The following is a 19,173-nucleotide window of genomic DNA, read 5'->3' as shown; positions in this document are numbered from 1 at the left end:
AAGGTGCTGTAAAACTCCCGCTTCAGGAGTTGGATAATCTGTACTGTAAACAAACCTAAGTGTAGATAACAGCACCTTTAAATGTCTTATTTCGTAAGCTGCTTTTAGGCCGTACCATTACGGTACTAGCAAGCTGTGAGGATGAATGATAACCCCTTATGTTTGAAGATTTGTTTTATTTTGTTAATTTCAATGGTTTTTGTAAGCAATACATACGTTTTGCTATATGGACTTTAAAAAATATAGCTTTCAAGGAAATTCCCCAACAAATCCATACTTCTATAAAATACATGACGTGTTTACATTTTCTCTTCTGTCTTTCTCCAAGAGCTTTCCTTTCATTGTTCTTAATTGTATGGATGAATCATAAATATATAGGTGAGAGGGGGCTGCATTTGTGAAAAAATGGCATCAACAAATTCGACCATGGTTAACGAAGTCTTTTGCACTTCCTTCAGATGTATTACTTGAGCTGCCAAGAATTACGGTGATTGGTCAATTGCATGTTTATATTGAAAATCATAAAGGCTTGGCAAGCTATTCAGATACAGAATTAAAGCTTAAGGCGAACAAAGGATATATTCGAATTACAGGGTCAGCCTTTGTTTTAAAGCTCATGTTACCTGAAGAGATCTTGTTAGAAGGAACGATTAGAGATATAACCTTTATTCCAGATGGAGGAGAAGGATATGAAACAAAAAAATAAACCAAATGCAGCTGGAGCTGTTACTATAGTTGTAACTGGCGATCGACCGGAATTGTTTTTTCAACACTGTACGAGTCATGGAATACGGATATGGGATGTAATGAAGACAAGTAATCAAGCATGTCAAGGAACGATAAGCCTAAAGGACGCAAAATATATAAAAGTGCTACGAAGAGGTATGCATTATAAAATTAAATTCATTGATAAAAAAGGATTTCCGTTTATCATTCGTCGTTACTTAAGAAAAAAAGAGCTGCTGATTGCATTTATCTTAAGTTGTTTATTTCTGTTTATTTTGTCTAATATCGTATGGGATGTCAAAATAACCGGTGTGCCTAAAGACATTGAGGAAAAAATAGGTAAACAATTGGAGGAATACGGTATCCAGCCAGGTTCATGGATTTTCTCACTTGACTCTCCAAAGCAAATTCAACAGCAATTGTTAAGCGATGTTCCTGAATTGCTTTGGGTTGGCATTGATCAAAAAGGGACAACCTTTCATTTGGAAGGTGTAGAAAAGATCGTCGTTAAAGAAGAAGCAAAACCAAAACCTCGAAACTTAATTGCTGCTAAAAAAGGAATTATCAAGAAAATGTATGTTTCCCAGGGTGTTCCCAAAGTAGATGTGCATGATTATGTGGAAAAAGGTGATTTGCTAGTTTCTGGAAAAATGACAGATGAAGAAGAATCAGAAGAAGATGAAAAAAAGAAAATCAAATATGTAGCGGCTGACGGAGATATAACAGCGTTAACCTGGTATGAAGTGAAAGTAAGTGTGCCATTAAAGACAAGTTCTGAACAATTAACCGGAAACCAAGAGAAAAAATATCATCTTGGTTTTGGTAACTTTAAAATGCCCGTATGGGGTTTTGGCTCACCTGATTTTAAGAACATACAACAAGAAAAAGAAGAAACTAAGCTTCGATTTTTAAAATGGGACTTGCCTGTAAAAATAATTGAAACCAAACTCCATGAAAAAACGTATAAATCAGTGAAACGGACAAAACAAGAAGCAATAGAGGCGGGAATTACACAAGCGAAAGAACAATTAAAATTAGAATTAGGTGAAGCAAGCATACTTTCAGAAAAAGTTTTGCATGAAACTATAGAGAATGGTAAAGTTAAATTAAACTTATATATGAGTGTAGAAGAAAATATTATTGCAACACAACCTTTACGTCAAGGAGATTGAATATGCCAGAAAATCTAACAGCAGTTGATTTACAATTAACAAGTCCAAATGAAGCGTTAGCGCTGTTTGGCAATAACGATAAACACCTGCATCAATTAGAGGAAATGCTTCAGGTTTCAATTGTAACGAGAGGAGAGCAAGTACACGTTTCTGGGAATCCAGATACGATTGACCTCGTTCAAGATGTCTTACAAGCACTGCTCTCCGTAATTCGTAAAGGATTAACCATAACGGAAAGAGATGTCGTTTATGCAGTTGAATTAGGGAAAAAAGGAAAAATAAATCAATTTGAAACCTTATTTGAAGATGAAATTACAAAAAATGTAAAAGGAAAACCTATTCGTGTTAAAACGCTGGGGCAAAAAAAATATATTTCTGCGATTAAAGCCAATGATCTCGTATTTGGAATTGGTCCCGCAGGTACGGGAAAAACATACTTGGCTGTTGTAATGGCTGTTCACGCGCTTAAAAATGGGTATGTAAAACGGATTATTTTAACAAGACCTGCAGTAGAAGCAGGAGAGAGCCTAGGTTTTCTGCCGGGCGATTTAAAAGAGAAGGTCGATCCTTATTTAAGACCACTTTACGATGCTTTACATGATGTTTTAGGAACAGAACATACCATGCGTTTGATTGAAAGGGAGACCATCGAAATCGCTCCATTAGCTTATATGCGTGGAAGAACACTAGATGATGCGTTTGTAATTTTAGACGAAGCACAAAATACAACGCCGGAGCAAATGAAAATGTTTTTAACGAGATTAGGTTTTGGCTCCAAAATGGTAATTACCGGTGATATAACGCAAATTGATTTACCAAAAGGTATGCAATCAGGTCTGCGAGTAGCCAGTCATCTATTAAATGGGATAAAAGGTATGGCATTCGTTTATCTAGAGCAGACCGATGTAGTGCGGCATCCACTTGTCCAGCGAATTATTGATGCCTATGATAAAAACCGCAATAACAGTATAAGTTAAGCCTCTTATACAGGGCTCATTTTACATGAAGATCAATATAATTAATGCTGTTATCACCGCACTAATTTTGAAAAAAATAGCATTTGCTTTGGAGTTTGATTGATTTGTAAGAGGATATTTAGAAATAGAAAAAAATGAAGGTAGTGGGCTTATTTATTGTTGTCTCCCGAATGTAAGGTTTCTTCAGTCTAATGCTTCTTGGGCTAAGGGCGATGAAAAAAAGTCTAAGTAGGAGATAAGGACACGTAATTGCCGGATTCGTTCACATCACGATGTTGAACTAAGAATAAGTAATTTTACTTTTTTAACCATAAGGAAAACATTGGAAGCGATAAATCGCACGCAGAAAAAAAGCGTTTTACTTTTTCAAAGACTTCCTAAGTACCTTGCCTTTGAATTATTATACCAATTAGGCGAAAGCACCCCTCGTTGACTAAAACATTATTTATCCCGCATATAAGATGCTGTAAGGCTCCTACTCAGGAGTAGGATAAACAAGGTTAAGTGGGAGATAACAGCATCTAAAGAGGCCTTTGGCTCATACCATTACGGTACTAACAAGCCGTGGGGGATGAATGAAAACCCCTACAGATTAAAGATTCACTTTACGATTCATTCGTAGTTAAATTTTTGCCTTTAGAAAGGAAGAGAGCAGTGGATAAGAAAAAGTTTCATCCGCGTACTTGGTTTTCATCTACAAAGCGTTTTAATAAATGGGGCATGATTACAACTGCTACTCTTATATTAGGTTTGTTTTTCTTTTTAATCATGATGGATAATGTACAGACTGAGACGTATGAAATAGAAAGATTTAGCAGAGCAAAAGAAACCATTCGTTCTCCAGTAACCATTGAAAACAAGCAAGAAACGGAACGAAAAACAAGAGAAACGGTTCAAGCTGTAGAAGATAGATATAATATTGATCAAGAAATCACAGATGAACAAATCGCTTATATTACAGAGATTTTTGATGCAATAACTAAACTGGAAGAAGAGTTAAAAACATCTGAACAAAATAAGGGGGATAAAGAGACAGCCCCTATTTCCGAACAGGAGAAGGTCCAGCAATTAAAGCAAATTCTATCTGCTGACATACAAAAGGGAGTTAGCGATGATCTTTTGTCACAGCTCATCCAAGTGCCCAAAGAAGAACGAGATGAAGGAAAAGCATTTTTTTTAGATGTCGTGTCAGACACCTTAAATAATGGCGTGCGCACGGAAAACACCCAAAGTGCTATTTCCAATGTACAACAAGAAATTAAATATTCCGATTTAGATGCTGATATGAAAGAAGTGTTGACACGTTTAAGTGAATTTGCAGTAGTTGAAAATTCGTTTTTTGATGTGGATAAGACCTCGACCGCTAGAAAGGAAGCCGCTAGTAATGTGGAACCAGTTGTGATAAGAGCTGGCGAGATTATCGTTCGTGAAGGGCAAGTGATTACTAACGAAGTATACGAAAAATTAGATCTAGTTGGAGTACTTGATAAGGAACGAAATTTTGTTCCTGGAATAGGCTTGGCTTTGCTTGTTTTGTTGATTGCAAGTGCGATAGCTCATGAAATGAACTGGCTCTCAAAAAAAGATCGTCTGGATATGGCAAAAACTATTGCTATTGTTGTTATTAGTATGATGACTATTGCCTTAATGAAAATCGTGAGTATCTATACGACACAAGTTAATCAGTTGTTCTATATAATGCCAATCGCTACAGGTGCTTTATTGATGAAACAGTTGATTCATGAACGTTCAGCGGTCATTTTCAGCACGTTGTTCGCTATTTTAGGAAGTGTTATTTTTAACCATCAAATTCCTGGCTCTTTAAATGTGGAAGTAGGTATTTATTTTATGCTTTCTCAATTGGCAGCGATTTTCTTTTTACGAAATGTGAAAGATCGACTTGCGTTAATGAAGGCTGGAGTAGGAATTGCAATGGTCAATATAATGACTGTACTATTATTTATATTTCTTTCTTTTGAGAAATATGCACTAGGAGATATGTGGATTCCATTATCTTTTGCAGCTGCTTCCGCTTTTCTGTCAGCTGTATTAACAATTGGTCTATTACCGTATTTTGAGGCTGCTCTAGGAATATTGTCAGATATAAAGTTATTGCAATTATCGAGTCCAAATCATCCGTTATTAAAGAAATTGCTGACGGAGGCTCCTGGAACTTATCACCACTCGGTAATGGTGGCCAATTTAAGTGAAGCAGCTTGTGAATCAGTTGGTGCAAATGGTTTACTAGCAAGAGTTGGTGCTTATTACCATGATTTAGGGAAAACGGTTCGACCTCATTATTTCATTGAAAATCAATTAGCAATTCGTAACCCGCATGATTTTATTGAGCCAAAAGAAAGTGCTAAAATTATTATTAGTCACCCTTATGATGGGGCAGAAATGTTAAAAAAACATCGACTACCTAAAGAAATAATTGATATAGCTAAACAGCATCACGGTACTTCTTTGCTGAAATATTTTTATTTCAAGGATAAGGAACAAAATGATGATGTAGAAGAAGCAATCTATCGTTATCCTGGACCAAAACCACAAACGAAGGAAGCGGCGATTATTAGTATATGTGATTCGGTAGAGGCTGCAGTACGTTCTCTGCAAGAACCAACAGAACAGAAAATAGAAGAAATAGTTGCATCGATTATTGAAGATAAGTTAATAGATGGTCAGTTTAATGAATGCCCCATCACTTTACAAGAGTTAAATAAGATTCAACAAACAACATGCAGTACAGTGAAAGGGATATTTCATTCGCGTATTCAATATCCCATGAAGGAGGCAAAATAAGTGTATATTGATTTTCACGACGTAACCAACTCAGTGGAAAGTGATTATATTGATGTGATTCAACGATTAATCACATTTGCTGCCAGTAAAGAAGGCGTTACTCAACAAGCTGAAGTTTCCATTAATTTTGTTAATAATAAAGAAATTCAAGAATTAAATCGTAACTATCGTCAAAAAAACACGCCTACAGATGTTCTGTCCTTTCCTATGCAAGAGCTTGGGGAAGGGGAAGAAGAGGTAAATATACTGGATGAGGATCTGCCTATTCTTCTTGGCGATATTGTAATATCCGTTGATAAAGCAAAAGAGCAAGCAGAGGCATATCATCATTCACTTGAAAGAGAATTAACATTTTTAGCGTTGCACGGCTTCCTTCATTTACTAGGATACGATCATCTATCTGAAGAGGATGAAAAACGGATGTTTTCAAGACAAGACGAAATTCTAGGTGCGTTTGGAATTGAAAGATAAAAAACCAGTTATTGGATTCTCTTATGCATGGCAAGGTATTCGCTTTGTTATAAAAAGTGAGCGTAATTTTCGAATTCATTTAGTTGCTGCAATTCTAGTCTTCATTGCAGGATGGATCTTACAGATAAGTCTCATGGAATGGATCATTATTGTAATTTTGATTGGAATGGTACTTATAACGGAAATGCTCAATACTGTTGTGGAACAGATGATAGACTATATAAAACCGGAACTGCACCCTGCAGCTAAACAAATTAAAGACATTGCTGCAGGAGCTGTCCTTATAGCTGCCATGGTAGCTGCGATTATTGGTTGTCTTGTTTTTATTCCCAAAATTGTTCCACTTATGTAACGTTGCTTTGCTAAACTTACAAGAGTAAGTAATGGATAATCATAGATGTGGTTATGTTTAGTCATAGTAGCCTCGCATATTTGATACAAAGCATGAAGAAGGTGTATGCTTCATTTTTACTAACTTTTTCAGCGACAAATTCAGGAAGTAATGTTTAAATATATTAAAAAAATATTGTCTGCCGCAGCTTTTGCTGTGGCTTTTTAGTATTTGGCGAATGCTGATAAAATTTGCTTCCCGTTATTTAGTGATTATAAATGGTGGAAAAAGTATTTCTTCCTAAGTCTTTACATAAAGTAACAGGAAGTGAGAAAATTGTCAAAAAAGAAATATAGGAATAAAAAATATTAAAGCTTTTGTCGATTACATGAAACGAGTGCTTTTTTATAGTATGATATGAATAAAACATTTATGACGTTTCGGAGGCAACCAGATGGAAAAACAATTTAAATCAGGTTTTATAGCAATTATTGGTAGACCAAATGTTGGAAAGTCTACTTTTATGAATCGAGTGATAGGGCAAAAAATAGCAATTATGAGTGATAAACCTCAGACAACGAGAAATAAAATACAAGGCGTATTGACCCTGCCGGATGCCCAGATGGTGTTTATTGATACACCTGGTATTCATAAACCCAAACATCAGCTTGGTGACTTTATGGTGAAAACAGCTATAAATACATTGAATGAAGTAGATGCAATTCTATTTATGATTAATGCGGATGAAGGATACGGAAAAGGGGATCAATTTATTTTAGATCGACTGCAAAAGGTGAATAAGCCTGTCTATTTAATAGTTAATAAAATTGATCTTGTCCACCCAGATGAACTCCTACCGCTGATTGACCAATATAAGGATAAGCATAACTTTAAAGAAATTATTCCAATTTCAGCTCTGCAGGGTAATAACGTAAACCATTTGTTAGATGTTTTAAAGGAGCAATTAGCAGAAGGACCGCAATATTATCCGGAGGACCAAATAACGGATCATCCCGAGCGCTTTATCATTAGTGAATTAATTCGTGAAAAAGTGTTACAATTTACCAAAGAAGAAGTACCACACTCTATAGCGGTAGTTATTGAGAATATGGTACATCGTGATAATGGTAAATTACTCATTCAAGCAACCATCGTCACGGAAAGAAAGACACAAAAAGGGATTCTAATTGGTAAGCAAGGAACAATGCTTAAAAATATTGGCAAAGCTGCACGGAAAGATATCGAAAAATTACTTGGTACAAACGTGTTTTTAGAACTTTGGGTAAAAGTTAAGAAAGATTGGAGAAACAAGCAAAGCCAACTTCAAGAGTTTGGCTTTCGCAGTGATGAGTATTAAATAACCATATGAACAAGCTGTTTTTACCAAATGCGAACTGCTTTTACGTTAGAACCAAAGTGTAATTATATATAGAGAGTTCTATTTGCTACTATGGTTCAATAATACATGGTAAATTTTAATACTCATTTGTTTTGTGCTTGTGGTCATTCTAAGTAATAAGTTACATTTTCAAACATTTTAAAGAAAGGTGGGGTTTCTTGTGATCGATTTAACCTGGAAGTTATTTAGTCAAACGGGAAACATTGAAACCTATTTAATCATGAAAGAGTTAGAAAATGAACAAAACCCTTATGAATCGCAACAGCAAGATGAGAAAAATGAAACTCCTATAGATACAAGACTATAACGTATATTTTGAAGTTCGCTTAGAGAAAGGTGACGCTTAATTGTTAGAAAAAATACAGGGTGTTGTATTAAAAACGCGTGATTATGGGGAAACACATAAAATTGTAACGATTTTTAGTAAAAAGTTAGGTAAGCTCTCTGCTATTGCAAAAGGTGCTAAAAAACCAAAAAGTAGAATGGCTGCTGTGACGCAGCCATTCATCTATGCGGAATTTCTAATGTACGTTAATAAAGGGCTCAGTACGATACAACAAGCGGAGATCATCGATTCTTTTCGTTCCATACGTGAAGATATTGTTAAAACAGCTTATGCAGCATATCTTGTAGAATTAACCGATAAATTAATGGATGATAAAAAGCCAGATATATTTATTTTTGAACAGTTTTTCCAAACGATGCAATGGATTGATAAAGAAGAAGACGCTCAAATCCCGCTGATGATGTTTGAATTGAAGCTATATCAAAAAGGCGGCTTCGCACCAACAGTAGCATGTTGTAGTCATTGTAAAACGACAACGCCTCCGTTTGCGTTTTCTATTCAGGAAGCAGGTTTGTTATGTTCATCGTGCAGAAGTATGGATCCACAAGCTGTTGAGTTACCAAAAGGGGTTGCAAAATTATTATCGATCTTTGCTACCGTTGAATTACAACAAGTGACAAGTATCTCCGTAAAAGAATCAAATAAGCGATTATTGCGGGAGTTATTGGATCATTATTATGATTATTACGGTGGATATTATCTAAAATCAAGAAAGTTTTTGCAACAATTGGATCTGTTGAAATAAGTTGACAGTCATTACTGTTTCGCTTATTATTCATACATAGAGGATTATATATCGAATATTTGCTGAGATGAAGAACAGTACTTTTGCCCCCTATCGATAGCGAGCTCAGGATAGTGTAAGCTGAGTGTTAGGTCAAAAGGAAAGGCGCTTCGGAGCATGGTTAGTAAAAGTGGCTTTATAAAGAAGCAAATAGGGTGGAACCGCGGCTTAACCCCCGTCCCTATGTCGAATAAGACATAGAGACGGGGGTTTTGTATTGTATTACTGTAATGGAGGAAAAAATGATGAATATTCAAGAGATGATCTTAACTTTACAAAAATATTGGTCAGAGCAAAATTGTATTCTCATGCAGGCGTATGACGTTGAAAAGGGAGCGGGAACTATGTCACCAATGACACTGTTACGCAGCCTTGGACCCGAGCCATGGAATGTTGCTTATGTGGAGCCTTCAAGGCGACCTGCAGATGGAAGATATGGAGAAAATCCAAACAGGCTTTATCAGCATCACCAATTTCAAGTTATTATGAAGCCTTCTCCGGACAATATTCAAGAGCTGTATTTAGGATCGTTGGAAAAATTAGGCATTGACCCGCTTATCCATGATATTCGGTTTGTTGAAGATAATTGGGAAAATCCGACTTTAGGTGCAGCAGGGCTTGGATGGGAAGTGTGGCTAGATGGTATGGAAATTACGCAATTTACGTATTTTCAGCAAATCGGCGGATTAGAGGCAAATCCAGTTGCTGTGGAATTGACCTATGGGATTGAACGACTAGCCTCCTATATCCAAGATCGAGAGAATGTATTTGATTTAGAATGGACAAATGGGGTAACAGTAAAAGACATTTTTTTCCAACCAGAATATGAACATTCGACGTATACATTTGAAACATCCAATACGGAAATGTTATTTGATTTGTTTACAAAATATGAGCAAGAAGCGAAAGATACGATGGAGAAGGGTCTAGTGTTCCCTGCTTATGACTATGTGCTTAAATGCTCCCATACATTTAATTTACTAGATGCAAAAGGTGTTATCTCCGTAACAGAACGAACAGGGTATATTACAAGAATTCGCAATTTAGCAAGAGGTATCGCTAAAGCGTATGTAGCTGAAAGAGAACGACTAGGATTTCCAATGTTGAAAAAGGAGGAGCAATGACATGGCAACAGATGCTTTATTTGAAATCGGACTGGAAGAGTTACCAGCTCGGTTTATTGATGATGCAGAGAAGCAATTACATGATAAAACAGCAGCTTGGCTTGAAACCTTGCGTATTTCATTTACGAATTTAACAACGTATTCTACACCACGTCGTTTAGCTGTACTTATTGAAGGACTTGCTGAGCAACAAATGTCCATGGAAGAAGAAGTGAAGGGACCAGCAGAGAAGATTGCAAAAGATGAGACCGGTAATTGGACAAAAGCGGCCGTTGGTTTTACGAAGGGACAAGGAAAAACAACGGATGATATTTATACAAAACCGTTTAACGGAACAACCTATATTTTTGTCAAAAAACATATTGAAGGAAAGAATACGATTGATCTCCTACCTGGATTTAAAGATATTATTACATCGATTAACTTTGGTAAAAATATGCGCTGGGGTACACAAACAATGCGGTATGCCAGACCAATTCGCTGGTTAGTTGGCTTATTTGGGTCAGCCGTTGTTCCTTTTGAAATCGCAAATGTAGCTAGTAGTAATACTACTTTTGGTCATCGGTTTTTAGGAACGCAAATAACCATTAATGAGCCGAAAAACTATGAAGAACAATTACATCAACAGTTTGTTATCGTAGATGCAAAAAAACGTGAAGCAGCAATTTTACAAGGGATACGTGAATTAGAGCAAGAACAATCGGTTCACATTCCGATTGATAAAGAATTATTGAATGAAGTAAGGAATTTGGTAGAATTTCCACAAGCATTTCTAGGCTCGTACAAACGCGAGTTTTTATCCATTCCTGAAGAAGTATTAATTATCTCAATGAAGGAACATCAACGTTATTTTCCTGTTCGAGCGCAAGCTGGAGGAGAGCTATTACCATATTTTGTCGGGATTCGTAATGGTGACGATACGTCATTGGATACGGTAATTAAAGGAAATGAGAAGGTGTTACATGCACGGTTATCTGATGCAGCGTTTTTCTATGATGAAGATCGAAAGCGTTCCATGAAAGAATTTTTAACGAAACTAAAGCGAGTTGTGTTTCAAGAAGATCTAGGAACCATTCATGAAAAGGTAGAACGCGTCATCATACTAACTCGACTCATCAGCCAGCATATTGAATTACCGACTGCAGATACTAATCGTGCTGTCCGCGCTGCAGAAATAAGTAAATTTGATTTAACTACTAGTATGGTAAATGAGTTTACCGAGCTACAAGGGGTTATGGGTGAAAAGTACGCTGCTTTTTATGGAGAAGATGCGATCGTCGCTCAAGCAATTCGCGAACACTATTTACCAAAATCTGCAAATGGTGCTTTGCCTGAAACAGCGGTAGGTACGGTTGTTAGTATCGCTGATAAATTAGATACCATCATAGGCTGTATCTCTGTTGGGCTAGTACCAACAGGATCTCATGACCCGTATGGATTGCGGCGCCAAGCAATTGGAATTTTAAGGATGGTCCATGCGAATAAATGGGATATATCTGTCGAAAAGCTTATCGAACTAGCTTTACAAGTATATGCTACTTCAAAAGTACAGCTTGAAAATCAGGATCAAGCAGCTACTATCATTGAAGATTTCTTTTTGCATCGTGCGGCTTATATTTTAAAAGAAACGGGAATTGAACAGGACATTATTCATGCCGTATTACATCAGGCGATTGGTAATTTTACGTATAGTTTAGCAAAAGCAGAAATATTATCGTCAAAACGGAATGATGAAACTTTCAAATTATCACAGGAAGCTTTTGTCCGCGTATTAAATTTAGCCCAAAAAGCAGATTCCACCGTTATTGATCCGGCATTATTAAAAACCGTTTCTGAAAAAGCGTTATATGAAAAATATTATTCCGTTAATCAAGCATATCACCAGTCAAGTCGGGATGCTAAAGAGGATTTACAACTCTTAGAACAATTAACAGAGCCGATTCACCAATTTTTCGATCAAAATATGGTGATGGTAGACGAAGATAATATTCGTAAAAATCGATTGGCATTGTTGCATCAAATTGGTCAATTAATCTATAGCTATGCAGATGTAACGAAAATCGAGTGGAAGCAAAGTTTTTGATTGAAGTAGCAAAAACTTAGGCGACCTTGAAAAAGACAAAACAATTTTTCTACGTGTCACACCTCCTGAGATCGGCAGTGTACAGGTTGAACGAATCGGGGATTTAGGTGCCGTCCCACCCAGACTCTTTGAGTCTACTCGGGATCTAGTAGGAGGGGGTTGAGGGATCTTCCATTCGGGATAAACATGGTACAGGAAATTTCTTTATTCGTTCGTTTTCTAGTGCAATCTGCATTATTTTGAAATTCTCATTCCTTTTATCTGCTAATCGAGGGTAGATTTAAAAGTATAGAATGATTTCTCATTCTGTCTCGGTTCGTCTATAATAGGTATATGGTTAGATCGTCTTGAGGTGGTGAAGGCATGGAATTATCAAATAGACAAGAAGAAATAATTGAAATTGTAAAGGAAAATGGTCCAATCACTGGGGAGAATATTGCTGAGCGTCTTCGTTTGACAAGAGCAACATTACGTCCAGATTTGGCTATTTTAACCATGGCGGGTTTTTTAGATGCCCGCCCTCGAGTTGGCTATTTTTACACAGGAAAAACGGGCAATGAATTGTTAACGGAACAGGTAAGAAAATTAAAAGTACATGAGTATCAACATATTCCGATTGTTGTGAAGGAAAGTGTTTCTGTATATGATGCAATCTCAACGATGTTTTTAGAAGATGTGGGTACACTTTTTGTAGTTGATGAGCAGTCTTGCCTTTCAGGAGTATTATCACGAAAGGATTTATTACGTGCAAGTATTGGGAAGCAAGATTTAAATGCCATTCCGGTGCATATCATCATGACAAGAATGCCTAATATAACAGTTTGCCGTAAAGATGATTTGTTAGTAGATGTAGCTCAAAAGCTAATGAACAAACAAATTGATGGCATCCCAGTCGTTAAAGATTCAAAGTCTGGCTTGGAAGTTGTCGGCAGAATAACAAAGACGACAATTACGAAAGCATTTGTTGAATTGATTACGGATGATCATATTTAACAAAAGAGAGAGGAGTATATTGTGATGTATACGCAACCTGTATATGTATTATCTGATTCAGTGGGAGAGACTGCGGAACTAGTTATTAAGGCTGGTTTAAGTCAATTTAATCATGGAACATATAAAATTCAACGTATTCCGTACGTAGAGGATAAACAAACCATTGATGAAGCTTTACAGCTTGCTGTAGAGAGTAAGGGACTTATCGGTTTTACGCTTGTTGATCCGATTTTGAGAAACTATGTAAACGAACGGGCAAAGCAAATGAATCTTGAGGCCATTGACATTATGGGACCCGTACTCAAATCCATGGAACGTGTATTTGAGCATGCCCCACGCATGGAAGCGGGCTTGGTTCATAAGCTGGATGAAGATTATTTTAAACGGATTGAGGCGATTGAATTTGCAGTGAAATATGATGATGGACGGGATTCCAGGGGAATCGCAAGAGCAGATATTGTCCTAATCGGTGTATCCAGAACCTCCAAAACTCCTCTTTCGCAATATTTGGCACATAAACGTCTGAAAGTTGCTAACGTGCCAATCGTTCCTGAGGTCGATCCTCCCGAGGAATTGTTTGAAGTGGATGCAGCAAAATGTATAGGGCTCCGTATTAATGCTGAAAAGTTGTATGAAATTCGTAAAGAAAGATTACGGGCTTTAGGTCTTGGAGATCAGGCAACTTACGCGAACATGGAGCGTATTCATAAAGAATTGGAGTATTTTGATAAAATTGTTAATAAAATTGGCTGTGAAGTCATTGATGTATCTAATAAAGCTGTTGAGGAGACAGCCAATAGTATTAGACAGATCGTTAAAAAGTGAGGGAGAGAGAATTTGATCTTTCTCCTGAATACTTTTTCCTTGCAAAAAGGAAGAAACCGAATAGTATATGATTAAGAAGTAATTGGGATGGAGATAATAAAAATTTAGGAACGTTTTATTAGCTTTTTTTTTTGGATTATATTATAATAACATTTTGTACTGAACAAATATAGACATGATTTGTTTAAATAGTATGATTTGTTAAAAAAGCAAGTTTTGATTTAATTACGTAAACAGAATAGAATGAGATTTTTTATGTTAATTCGTTTAACACGATAAATAAAAGCCACAGTTACGAATTGCAGATTCGCTAATATATAGATGACAGTTGTTTTAACGGTACGATTTGAGTATTTCGTATGACGTTCATGTCGTTTTTTGATGCAAACGTACTAAAATATCTTATTTCAAGCAGGAATTTATAACATGGATATAGAATACTGTTAATAAAGAACAATAATTCTATTTGTTCTACGTATGATAAAAGGGTGTTTTACCTTAAGAAAGTTTAAAATAATAATTTTATGTCAAACCTTATCCTTCAACTTTGTTTCCACATGTTATTTAGAAGGAATTTTTTTCGGGATTAAAAAAAATATTGTCGAAATTTAAAGGATTTTCATTATGGAAGGCGAATAATTAATAGCATGGTGATGTTTTATGGCTAATCAAATTCCCGAAGCAATTATAGAAGAAATTCGTAAGGCAAATGATATTGTTGATATTATAGGGGACTATATCCAGCTAAAAAAACAGGGGAAAAATTATTTTGGATTATGTCCTTTTCATGGAGAAAAGACGCCATCCTTCTCTGTAACTCAAGACAAACAAATTTTTCATTGTTTTGGCTGTGGGAAAGGTGGTAATGTTGTCACCTTTTTAATGGAAATGGAACATTTTTCATTTTACGAAGCTATCCAATTTTTAGCTGAACGAAGTGGAATTTCATTGCCGCAAAATGTACAAAGGCAAAAAGAAACTTCTTTGTCTCAGGAAAGTCAAGATATGTTATCCGCACATGAATGGTTGACGAAACTTTACCATCATTTATTGCGCTTTACGAAAGAAGGAAAGGAAGGTTATGCGTATTTAAAAGAAAGAGGGATAGATGAAGAAGCCGCAGATGCTTTTCAACTGGGCTTCAGTCCGAATGCAGATCAGTTTACAGCGGAATTTCTCAAAAAAAAGGGATATCACGAACAATTGCTTGTCAAGGCTGGTCTACTTCAGATAAATGAATCTGGGCAAACTTCTGATCGTTTTCGTGGGAGAATTATTTTTCCGATTCGTAATCATTTAGGAAAAACAGTTGCCTTTGGAGGGCGAGCAGTTGGTGATTATAAGCCGAAGTATATTAATAGCCCGGAAAGTGAATTGTTCCACAAAGGAAAATTACTTTATAATTTTGATCTGGCTAAAAGATATATTCGTAAAGAAAACGAGGCAGTTTTATTAGAAGGGCAAATGGATGTCATTGCAGCGTATCAAGCAGGAGTTCGAAATGCAGTCGCTACTCTTGGTACAGCTTTAACAGAATTTCAAGCGAAATTATTAAAACGCTATGTAAATACCGTAATTATTTGCTATGATGGGGATCGCGCCGGGTTAGATGCTGCTTACAAAGCTGCAGTCTTATTACAGCAATGCGGATGCGAAGTGAGAGTTGCATATCTGGAACCAGATATGGATCCAGACAGCTTTATTCGTACGCATGGAGGACAAGCTTTTAAAGATGAGGTAATTAAAGCAAGTGATACTTTTATGACTTTCTATATGCGATTTTTGAAGAAAGATTATCAATTAAATCTGGAAGCTGATCGCATAGAATATGTTGAAGCAGTATTAAAGCGGCTGGCTATGGTTGATAGCCCTATTGAACGGGAATATTATCTGAAAGAGCTAAGCAATGAATTTGAGATTTCCATGGATGCTTTACAAGACGAAATTTCAGGATATCGTGAAAAGATTGGAATAAATAAGGATAATCAACCAAAGAACAGATATACTAGTAGTACAGTGTGGAATACGGTAAAATCGAAATTATTACCCGCATTCCATAATGCAGAACGGCAGTTAATTGCGTATATGCTACAAGACGAAAGTATAGCGGAAAAGGTTCAAGAAAAAATTGGAGCAAGTTTTCATATAGATGCACATAAGATTATTGCTACTCATTTATATGCTTTTTACGAAGAAGGAAACGAGCCAGATGTTAGTTTGTTTTTGGAAAAAATCAAAGAAACAAACCTGCAGCGGGAAGTAACAGAAATTGCCATGTTACCGTTACAGGAAAATATAAGTGATAAGGAATTAAATGATTATATTCAAAAGATTGTAGCTAACCAGACAGAAAAGGTGACAATACAATCATTAAAAGAACAGCAAAAAGCTGCAGAAAAACAAAATGATCCTATAAAAGCAGCGCAAATTGCTAAGCAGATTATTGAAATAAATCAGCAATTGAAGAATACAAATTGATTTTATTGTACTCTGGAAGGAGGGGGACTCATGGCCGAAAATAAGCCTTCACAAACGAAAGAAAATGAGCATGAACTCACATTAGAACAAGCAAAGGATCAGTTAGTGGAAATTGGAAAAAAACGTGGTGTTCTGGCGTATGAAGAAATAGCCGATCGGTTATCTAATTTTGCTATTGAGCCTGATCATATGGATGAATTTTATGAGTACCTTGGAGAACAGGGGGTTGAAATAATCGGTGAATCTGAAGAAGACCCTACGATGCAGCAAATAGCAAAAGAAGAAGAATTTAATTTAAATGATCTCAGTGTACCCCTAGGTATTAAAATAAATGATCCTGTTCGCATGTATTTGAAGGAAATTGGGCGTGTTGACTTATTGTCAGCAGCGGAAGAGATTGATTTGGCGACAAGAATCGAACAAGGCGATGAAGAGGCAAAAAAACGTCTTGCCGAAGCGAATCTGCGTCTAGTTGTCAGCATTGCAAAGCGCTATGTTGGGCGAGGCATGCTGTTCTTAGACTTAATTCAAGAAGGGAATATGGGTCTTATTAAAGCTGTGGAAAAATTTGATTACCGTAAAGGCTTTAAATTTAGTACCTATGCCACGTGGTGGATTAGGCAAGCCATTACTAGAGCAATAGCCGATCAAGCTAGAACGATTCGCATCCCTGTACACATGGTTGAAACCATTAACAAATTAATTCGCGTGCAGAGACAATTATTACAGGATTTAGGCAGAGAGCCAACGCCCGAAGAAATTGGTGAAGAAATGGAGCTTTCCCCAGAGAAAGTACGAGATATTTTAAAAATTGCGCAAGAGCCTGTCTCTCTTGAAACACCAATAGGTGAAGAAGATGACTCTCATTTAGGTGATTTTATTGAAGATCAAGAAGCAGTCTCTCCTTCTGATCACGCAGCTTATGAATTGCTTAAAGAACAATTGGAAGATGTATTAGATACACTTACAGATCGTGAAGAAAATGTACTTCGATTACGCTTTGGTTTAGATGATGGTCGCACTAGAACATTAGAAGAAGTAGGAAAAGTATTTGGTGTAACCCGTGAAAGAATTCGTCAAATTGAAGCAAAGGCATTACGTAAACTAAGACACCCTAGCAGAAGCAAACGATTAAAAGATTTTTTGGATCAATAAAGTAATTGTCATTAGGCAATGGTCGCCATTGCCTGGTGACTTTTCTATGTCAGAAGCTGAAACGGGGTGAGTACAAATAGAAGAGCGAAAACAAATTATAATCAGTGAAATAGAATTTTGGAAAAAACATAAATTATTACCCACTGAATATTGTGACTTTTTGTTAACGTTGTATACGAAGGGAAACTACGCCCCATCAAACCGTAAAGACAAGCTAATTTTTGCAGCGCAAGTTACGTTTTTGTTGCTTATGATACCGTTTTCAGTTCTTATTGTCTATTTTACGCAATTTCAGATATTTTTGCAACTAGCACTTTTATTTCTTTTTTTAGGTTATTCCTTATGGGTTTATTGGTCAGCGAAAAAAAAGCAAGCAAATTTTCTTTTTCCTTTAGCCATTGCGTTACTGGTCGCGTTATTATTTACTGTGCATATAACGACGTACTTCTTTAATGGAGTTATCGTATTTTGGCTAATTGGAGGGCATTTTTTATTTTGGATATTATATGGATGGTTTAATAAAATCTATTTTTTAATGATTATTGGTTTTACTTCTGCTCTGTTTTTGCTTGTTTATACAATTTTATAGAATTTCATAGCGAAACACTTTAAAGAATTGTATTTTTCAAGTAAAATGAATATAGTCTTTTGTGTTACCAGTGCTTTTTCAAAAAAGGAAGGCGTAAATATATACAATCTAGCGGCTCGCGCCTTTTTTGAACAGCAAGAACTAATAACAAATGGGGATTACATAAGGAGGAAACGGAATGAAGAGGAACCCTGTTATCCCTTATGCATTAATTGCACTTTTAGGGATACTTGCAGTAATTGTAATTTCAGTTGTAGGGATAGGTCAACGTGATGACATCCAACAAGCAGCAGAAGGCGGCGGGGAAAAGGCTGAAGAAAGTCAAGAAGGGGAAACGACAGATGACCCTGAAGCAGTTTACGAAACAAATTGCTCAAGTTGTCATGGTGGTGACTTATCTGGGGGAATGGGGCCAGACTTAACCCAGGTAGGTAGCAAATTATCGAAAGATGAAATCCAAAATATAATTATTAATGGACAAGGTCAAATGCCTGCTGGAATGGCTAGCGAAGCAGAAGCACAAGTGTTAGCAGAATGGTTAGCAGAAAAGCAGTAGGCGTTTGCGAAAGAATGATACAAAGGAAAAGCTTTCTGCTGTGTAACAGAAAGCTTTTCTTTATCTTTTTGTTTAAGCGAAGAAGGTTTTGTGAATAGATAAATGTTGAAGCGCTAAGCGATCTTCCTTATTAAAGGCTTACTAAGCAAGGGGCGTCCAACAACAAAAATGTGCATGACGCATCTTAATTCCGAATGTAAGGTGCCGTAAGACCCACTTCAGAATCACAAGTAAAATAAATAGAAGTTAAGTAGGGGACCGATGGCATCTAAATTTCCGATTTGTGTTCTAGGGCTTTTAAATCCTCACCTGTGGTACTAATCACCAGTGGGGGATGAAAGAACGCCATTGATGGAAGTTTT

Annotated in this window: 17 protein-coding genes; all 17 read left to right on the top strand. The window is 36.4% G+C overall.

All coding sequences use genetic code 11. The features are described 5' to 3' along the window. Positions 1 to 397 precede the first annotated feature (397 nt). The 17 genes from yqfC to cccA all read left to right on the top strand — a co-directional run bounded on the left by yqfC (position 398) and on the right by cccA (position 18,811). Positions 398 to 706, top strand: coding sequence for a sporulation protein YqfC (yqfC, locus tag BKP57_RS01090; protein ID WP_050353107.1), 309 nt, complete (start codon positions 398 to 400; stop codon positions 704 to 706). After that, a complete protein-coding gene (gene yqfD / locus BKP57_RS01085; protein WP_050353106.1) occupies positions 690 to 1,898 on the top strand; it encodes a sporulation protein YqfD in 1,209 nt (402 codons plus the stop codon). Before yqfC ends, yqfD begins: the two co-directional genes overlap by 17 nt. A 2-nt stretch (positions 1,899 to 1,900) precedes the next feature. After that, on the top strand, positions 1,901 to 2,875 hold the full coding sequence (locus BKP57_RS01080) for a PhoH family protein (RefSeq protein WP_050353105.1): 975 nt from the start codon (positions 1,901 to 1,903) through the stop codon (positions 2,873 to 2,875). A gap of 654 nt (positions 2,876 to 3,529) precedes the next feature. Further along, positions 3,530 to 5,677, top strand: a complete 2,148-nt coding sequence (locus BKP57_RS01075; protein WP_072740888.1) for an HD family phosphohydrolase — start codon at positions 3,530 to 3,532, stop codon at positions 5,675 to 5,677. Next, a complete protein-coding gene (gene ybeY / locus BKP57_RS01070) occupies positions 5,678 to 6,148 on the top strand; it encodes an rRNA maturation RNase YbeY (protein ID WP_050353103.1) in 471 nt (156 codons plus the stop codon). Continuing rightward, a complete protein-coding gene (locus BKP57_RS01065; protein WP_232231287.1) occupies positions 6,138 to 6,500 on the top strand; it encodes a diacylglycerol kinase family protein in 363 nt (120 codons plus the stop codon). The genes ybeY and BKP57_RS01065 overlap by 11 nt, the downstream gene beginning before the upstream one ends. 433 nt (positions 6,501 to 6,933) lie before the next feature. After that, the gene (gene era / locus BKP57_RS01060; RefSeq protein ID WP_050353101.1) at positions 6,934 to 7,836 is read left to right on the top strand and encodes a GTPase Era; all 903 of its coding nucleotides are present in this window, start codon (positions 6,934 to 6,936) and stop codon (positions 7,834 to 7,836) included. A 202-nt stretch (positions 7,837 to 8,038) separates the two neighbouring features. After that, on the top strand, positions 8,039 to 8,185 hold the full coding sequence (locus tag BKP57_RS01055; protein WP_072740886.1) for a YqzL family protein: 147 nt from the start codon (positions 8,039 to 8,041) through the stop codon (positions 8,183 to 8,185). Between the two features lie 40 nt (positions 8,186 to 8,225). Next, positions 8,226 to 8,969, top strand: a complete 744-nt coding sequence (gene recO / locus BKP57_RS01050; protein ID WP_050353100.1) for a DNA repair protein RecO — start codon at positions 8,226 to 8,228, stop codon at positions 8,967 to 8,969. A 284-nt stretch (positions 8,970 to 9,253) separates the two neighbouring features. Continuing rightward, complete coding sequence (gene glyQ / locus BKP57_RS01045; protein ID WP_050353099.1) at positions 9,254 to 10,132, top strand: glycine--tRNA ligase subunit alpha; 879 nt, start codon at positions 9,254 to 9,256, stop codon at positions 10,130 to 10,132. A 1-nt stretch (position 10,133) separates the two neighbouring features. Continuing rightward, a complete protein-coding gene (gene glyS / locus BKP57_RS01040) occupies positions 10,134 to 12,215 on the top strand; it encodes a glycine--tRNA ligase subunit beta (RefSeq protein ID WP_050353098.1) in 2,082 nt (693 codons plus the stop codon). Between the two features lie 363 nt (positions 12,216 to 12,578). Next, positions 12,579 to 13,208 (top strand): transcriptional regulator CcpN, encoded by a 630-nt coding sequence (locus tag BKP57_RS01035; RefSeq protein ID WP_050353097.1) that lies wholly within the window; start codon positions 12,579 to 12,581, stop codon positions 13,206 to 13,208. A 24-nt stretch (positions 13,209 to 13,232) separates the two neighbouring features. Continuing rightward, positions 13,233 to 14,033, top strand: a complete 801-nt coding sequence (locus BKP57_RS01030) for a pyruvate, water dikinase regulatory protein (RefSeq protein WP_050353096.1) — start codon at positions 13,233 to 13,235, stop codon at positions 14,031 to 14,033. A gap of 660 nt (positions 14,034 to 14,693) precedes the next feature. Beyond that, positions 14,694 to 16,511 carry a DNA primase gene (gene dnaG, locus BKP57_RS01025; RefSeq protein ID WP_050353095.1) on the top strand — a complete coding sequence of 606 codons (1,818 nt, stop codon included), beginning with the start codon at positions 14,694 to 14,696 and terminating at the stop codon, positions 16,509 to 16,511. 30 nt (positions 16,512 to 16,541) lie between these two features. Beyond that, the gene (gene rpoD, locus BKP57_RS01020) at positions 16,542 to 17,666 is read left to right on the top strand and encodes an RNA polymerase sigma factor RpoD (RefSeq protein WP_050353094.1); all 1,125 of its coding nucleotides are present in this window, start codon (positions 16,542 to 16,544) and stop codon (positions 17,664 to 17,666) included. 250 nt (positions 17,667 to 17,916) lie between these two features. Continuing rightward, the gene (locus BKP57_RS01015; RefSeq protein ID WP_128743503.1) at positions 17,917 to 18,255 is read left to right on the top strand and encodes a hypothetical protein; all 339 of its coding nucleotides are present in this window, start codon (positions 17,917 to 17,919) and stop codon (positions 18,253 to 18,255) included. Between the two features lie 178 nt (positions 18,256 to 18,433). Next, on the top strand, positions 18,434 to 18,811 hold the full coding sequence (gene cccA / locus BKP57_RS01010; protein ID WP_050353092.1) for a cytochrome c550: 378 nt from the start codon (positions 18,434 to 18,436) through the stop codon (positions 18,809 to 18,811). Positions 18,812 to 19,173 lie beyond the last annotated feature (362 nt).

Origin of the sequence: Virgibacillus sp. 6R, from assembly GCF_001895305.1 — a bacterium.
GTDB lineage: Bacteria > Bacillota > Bacilli > Bacillales > Amphibacillaceae > Virgibacillus > Virgibacillus pantothenticus.
The sequence above is the reverse complement of the archived record's forward strand: the minus strand, read 5'-3'. Positions and strand labels throughout refer to the sequence as shown.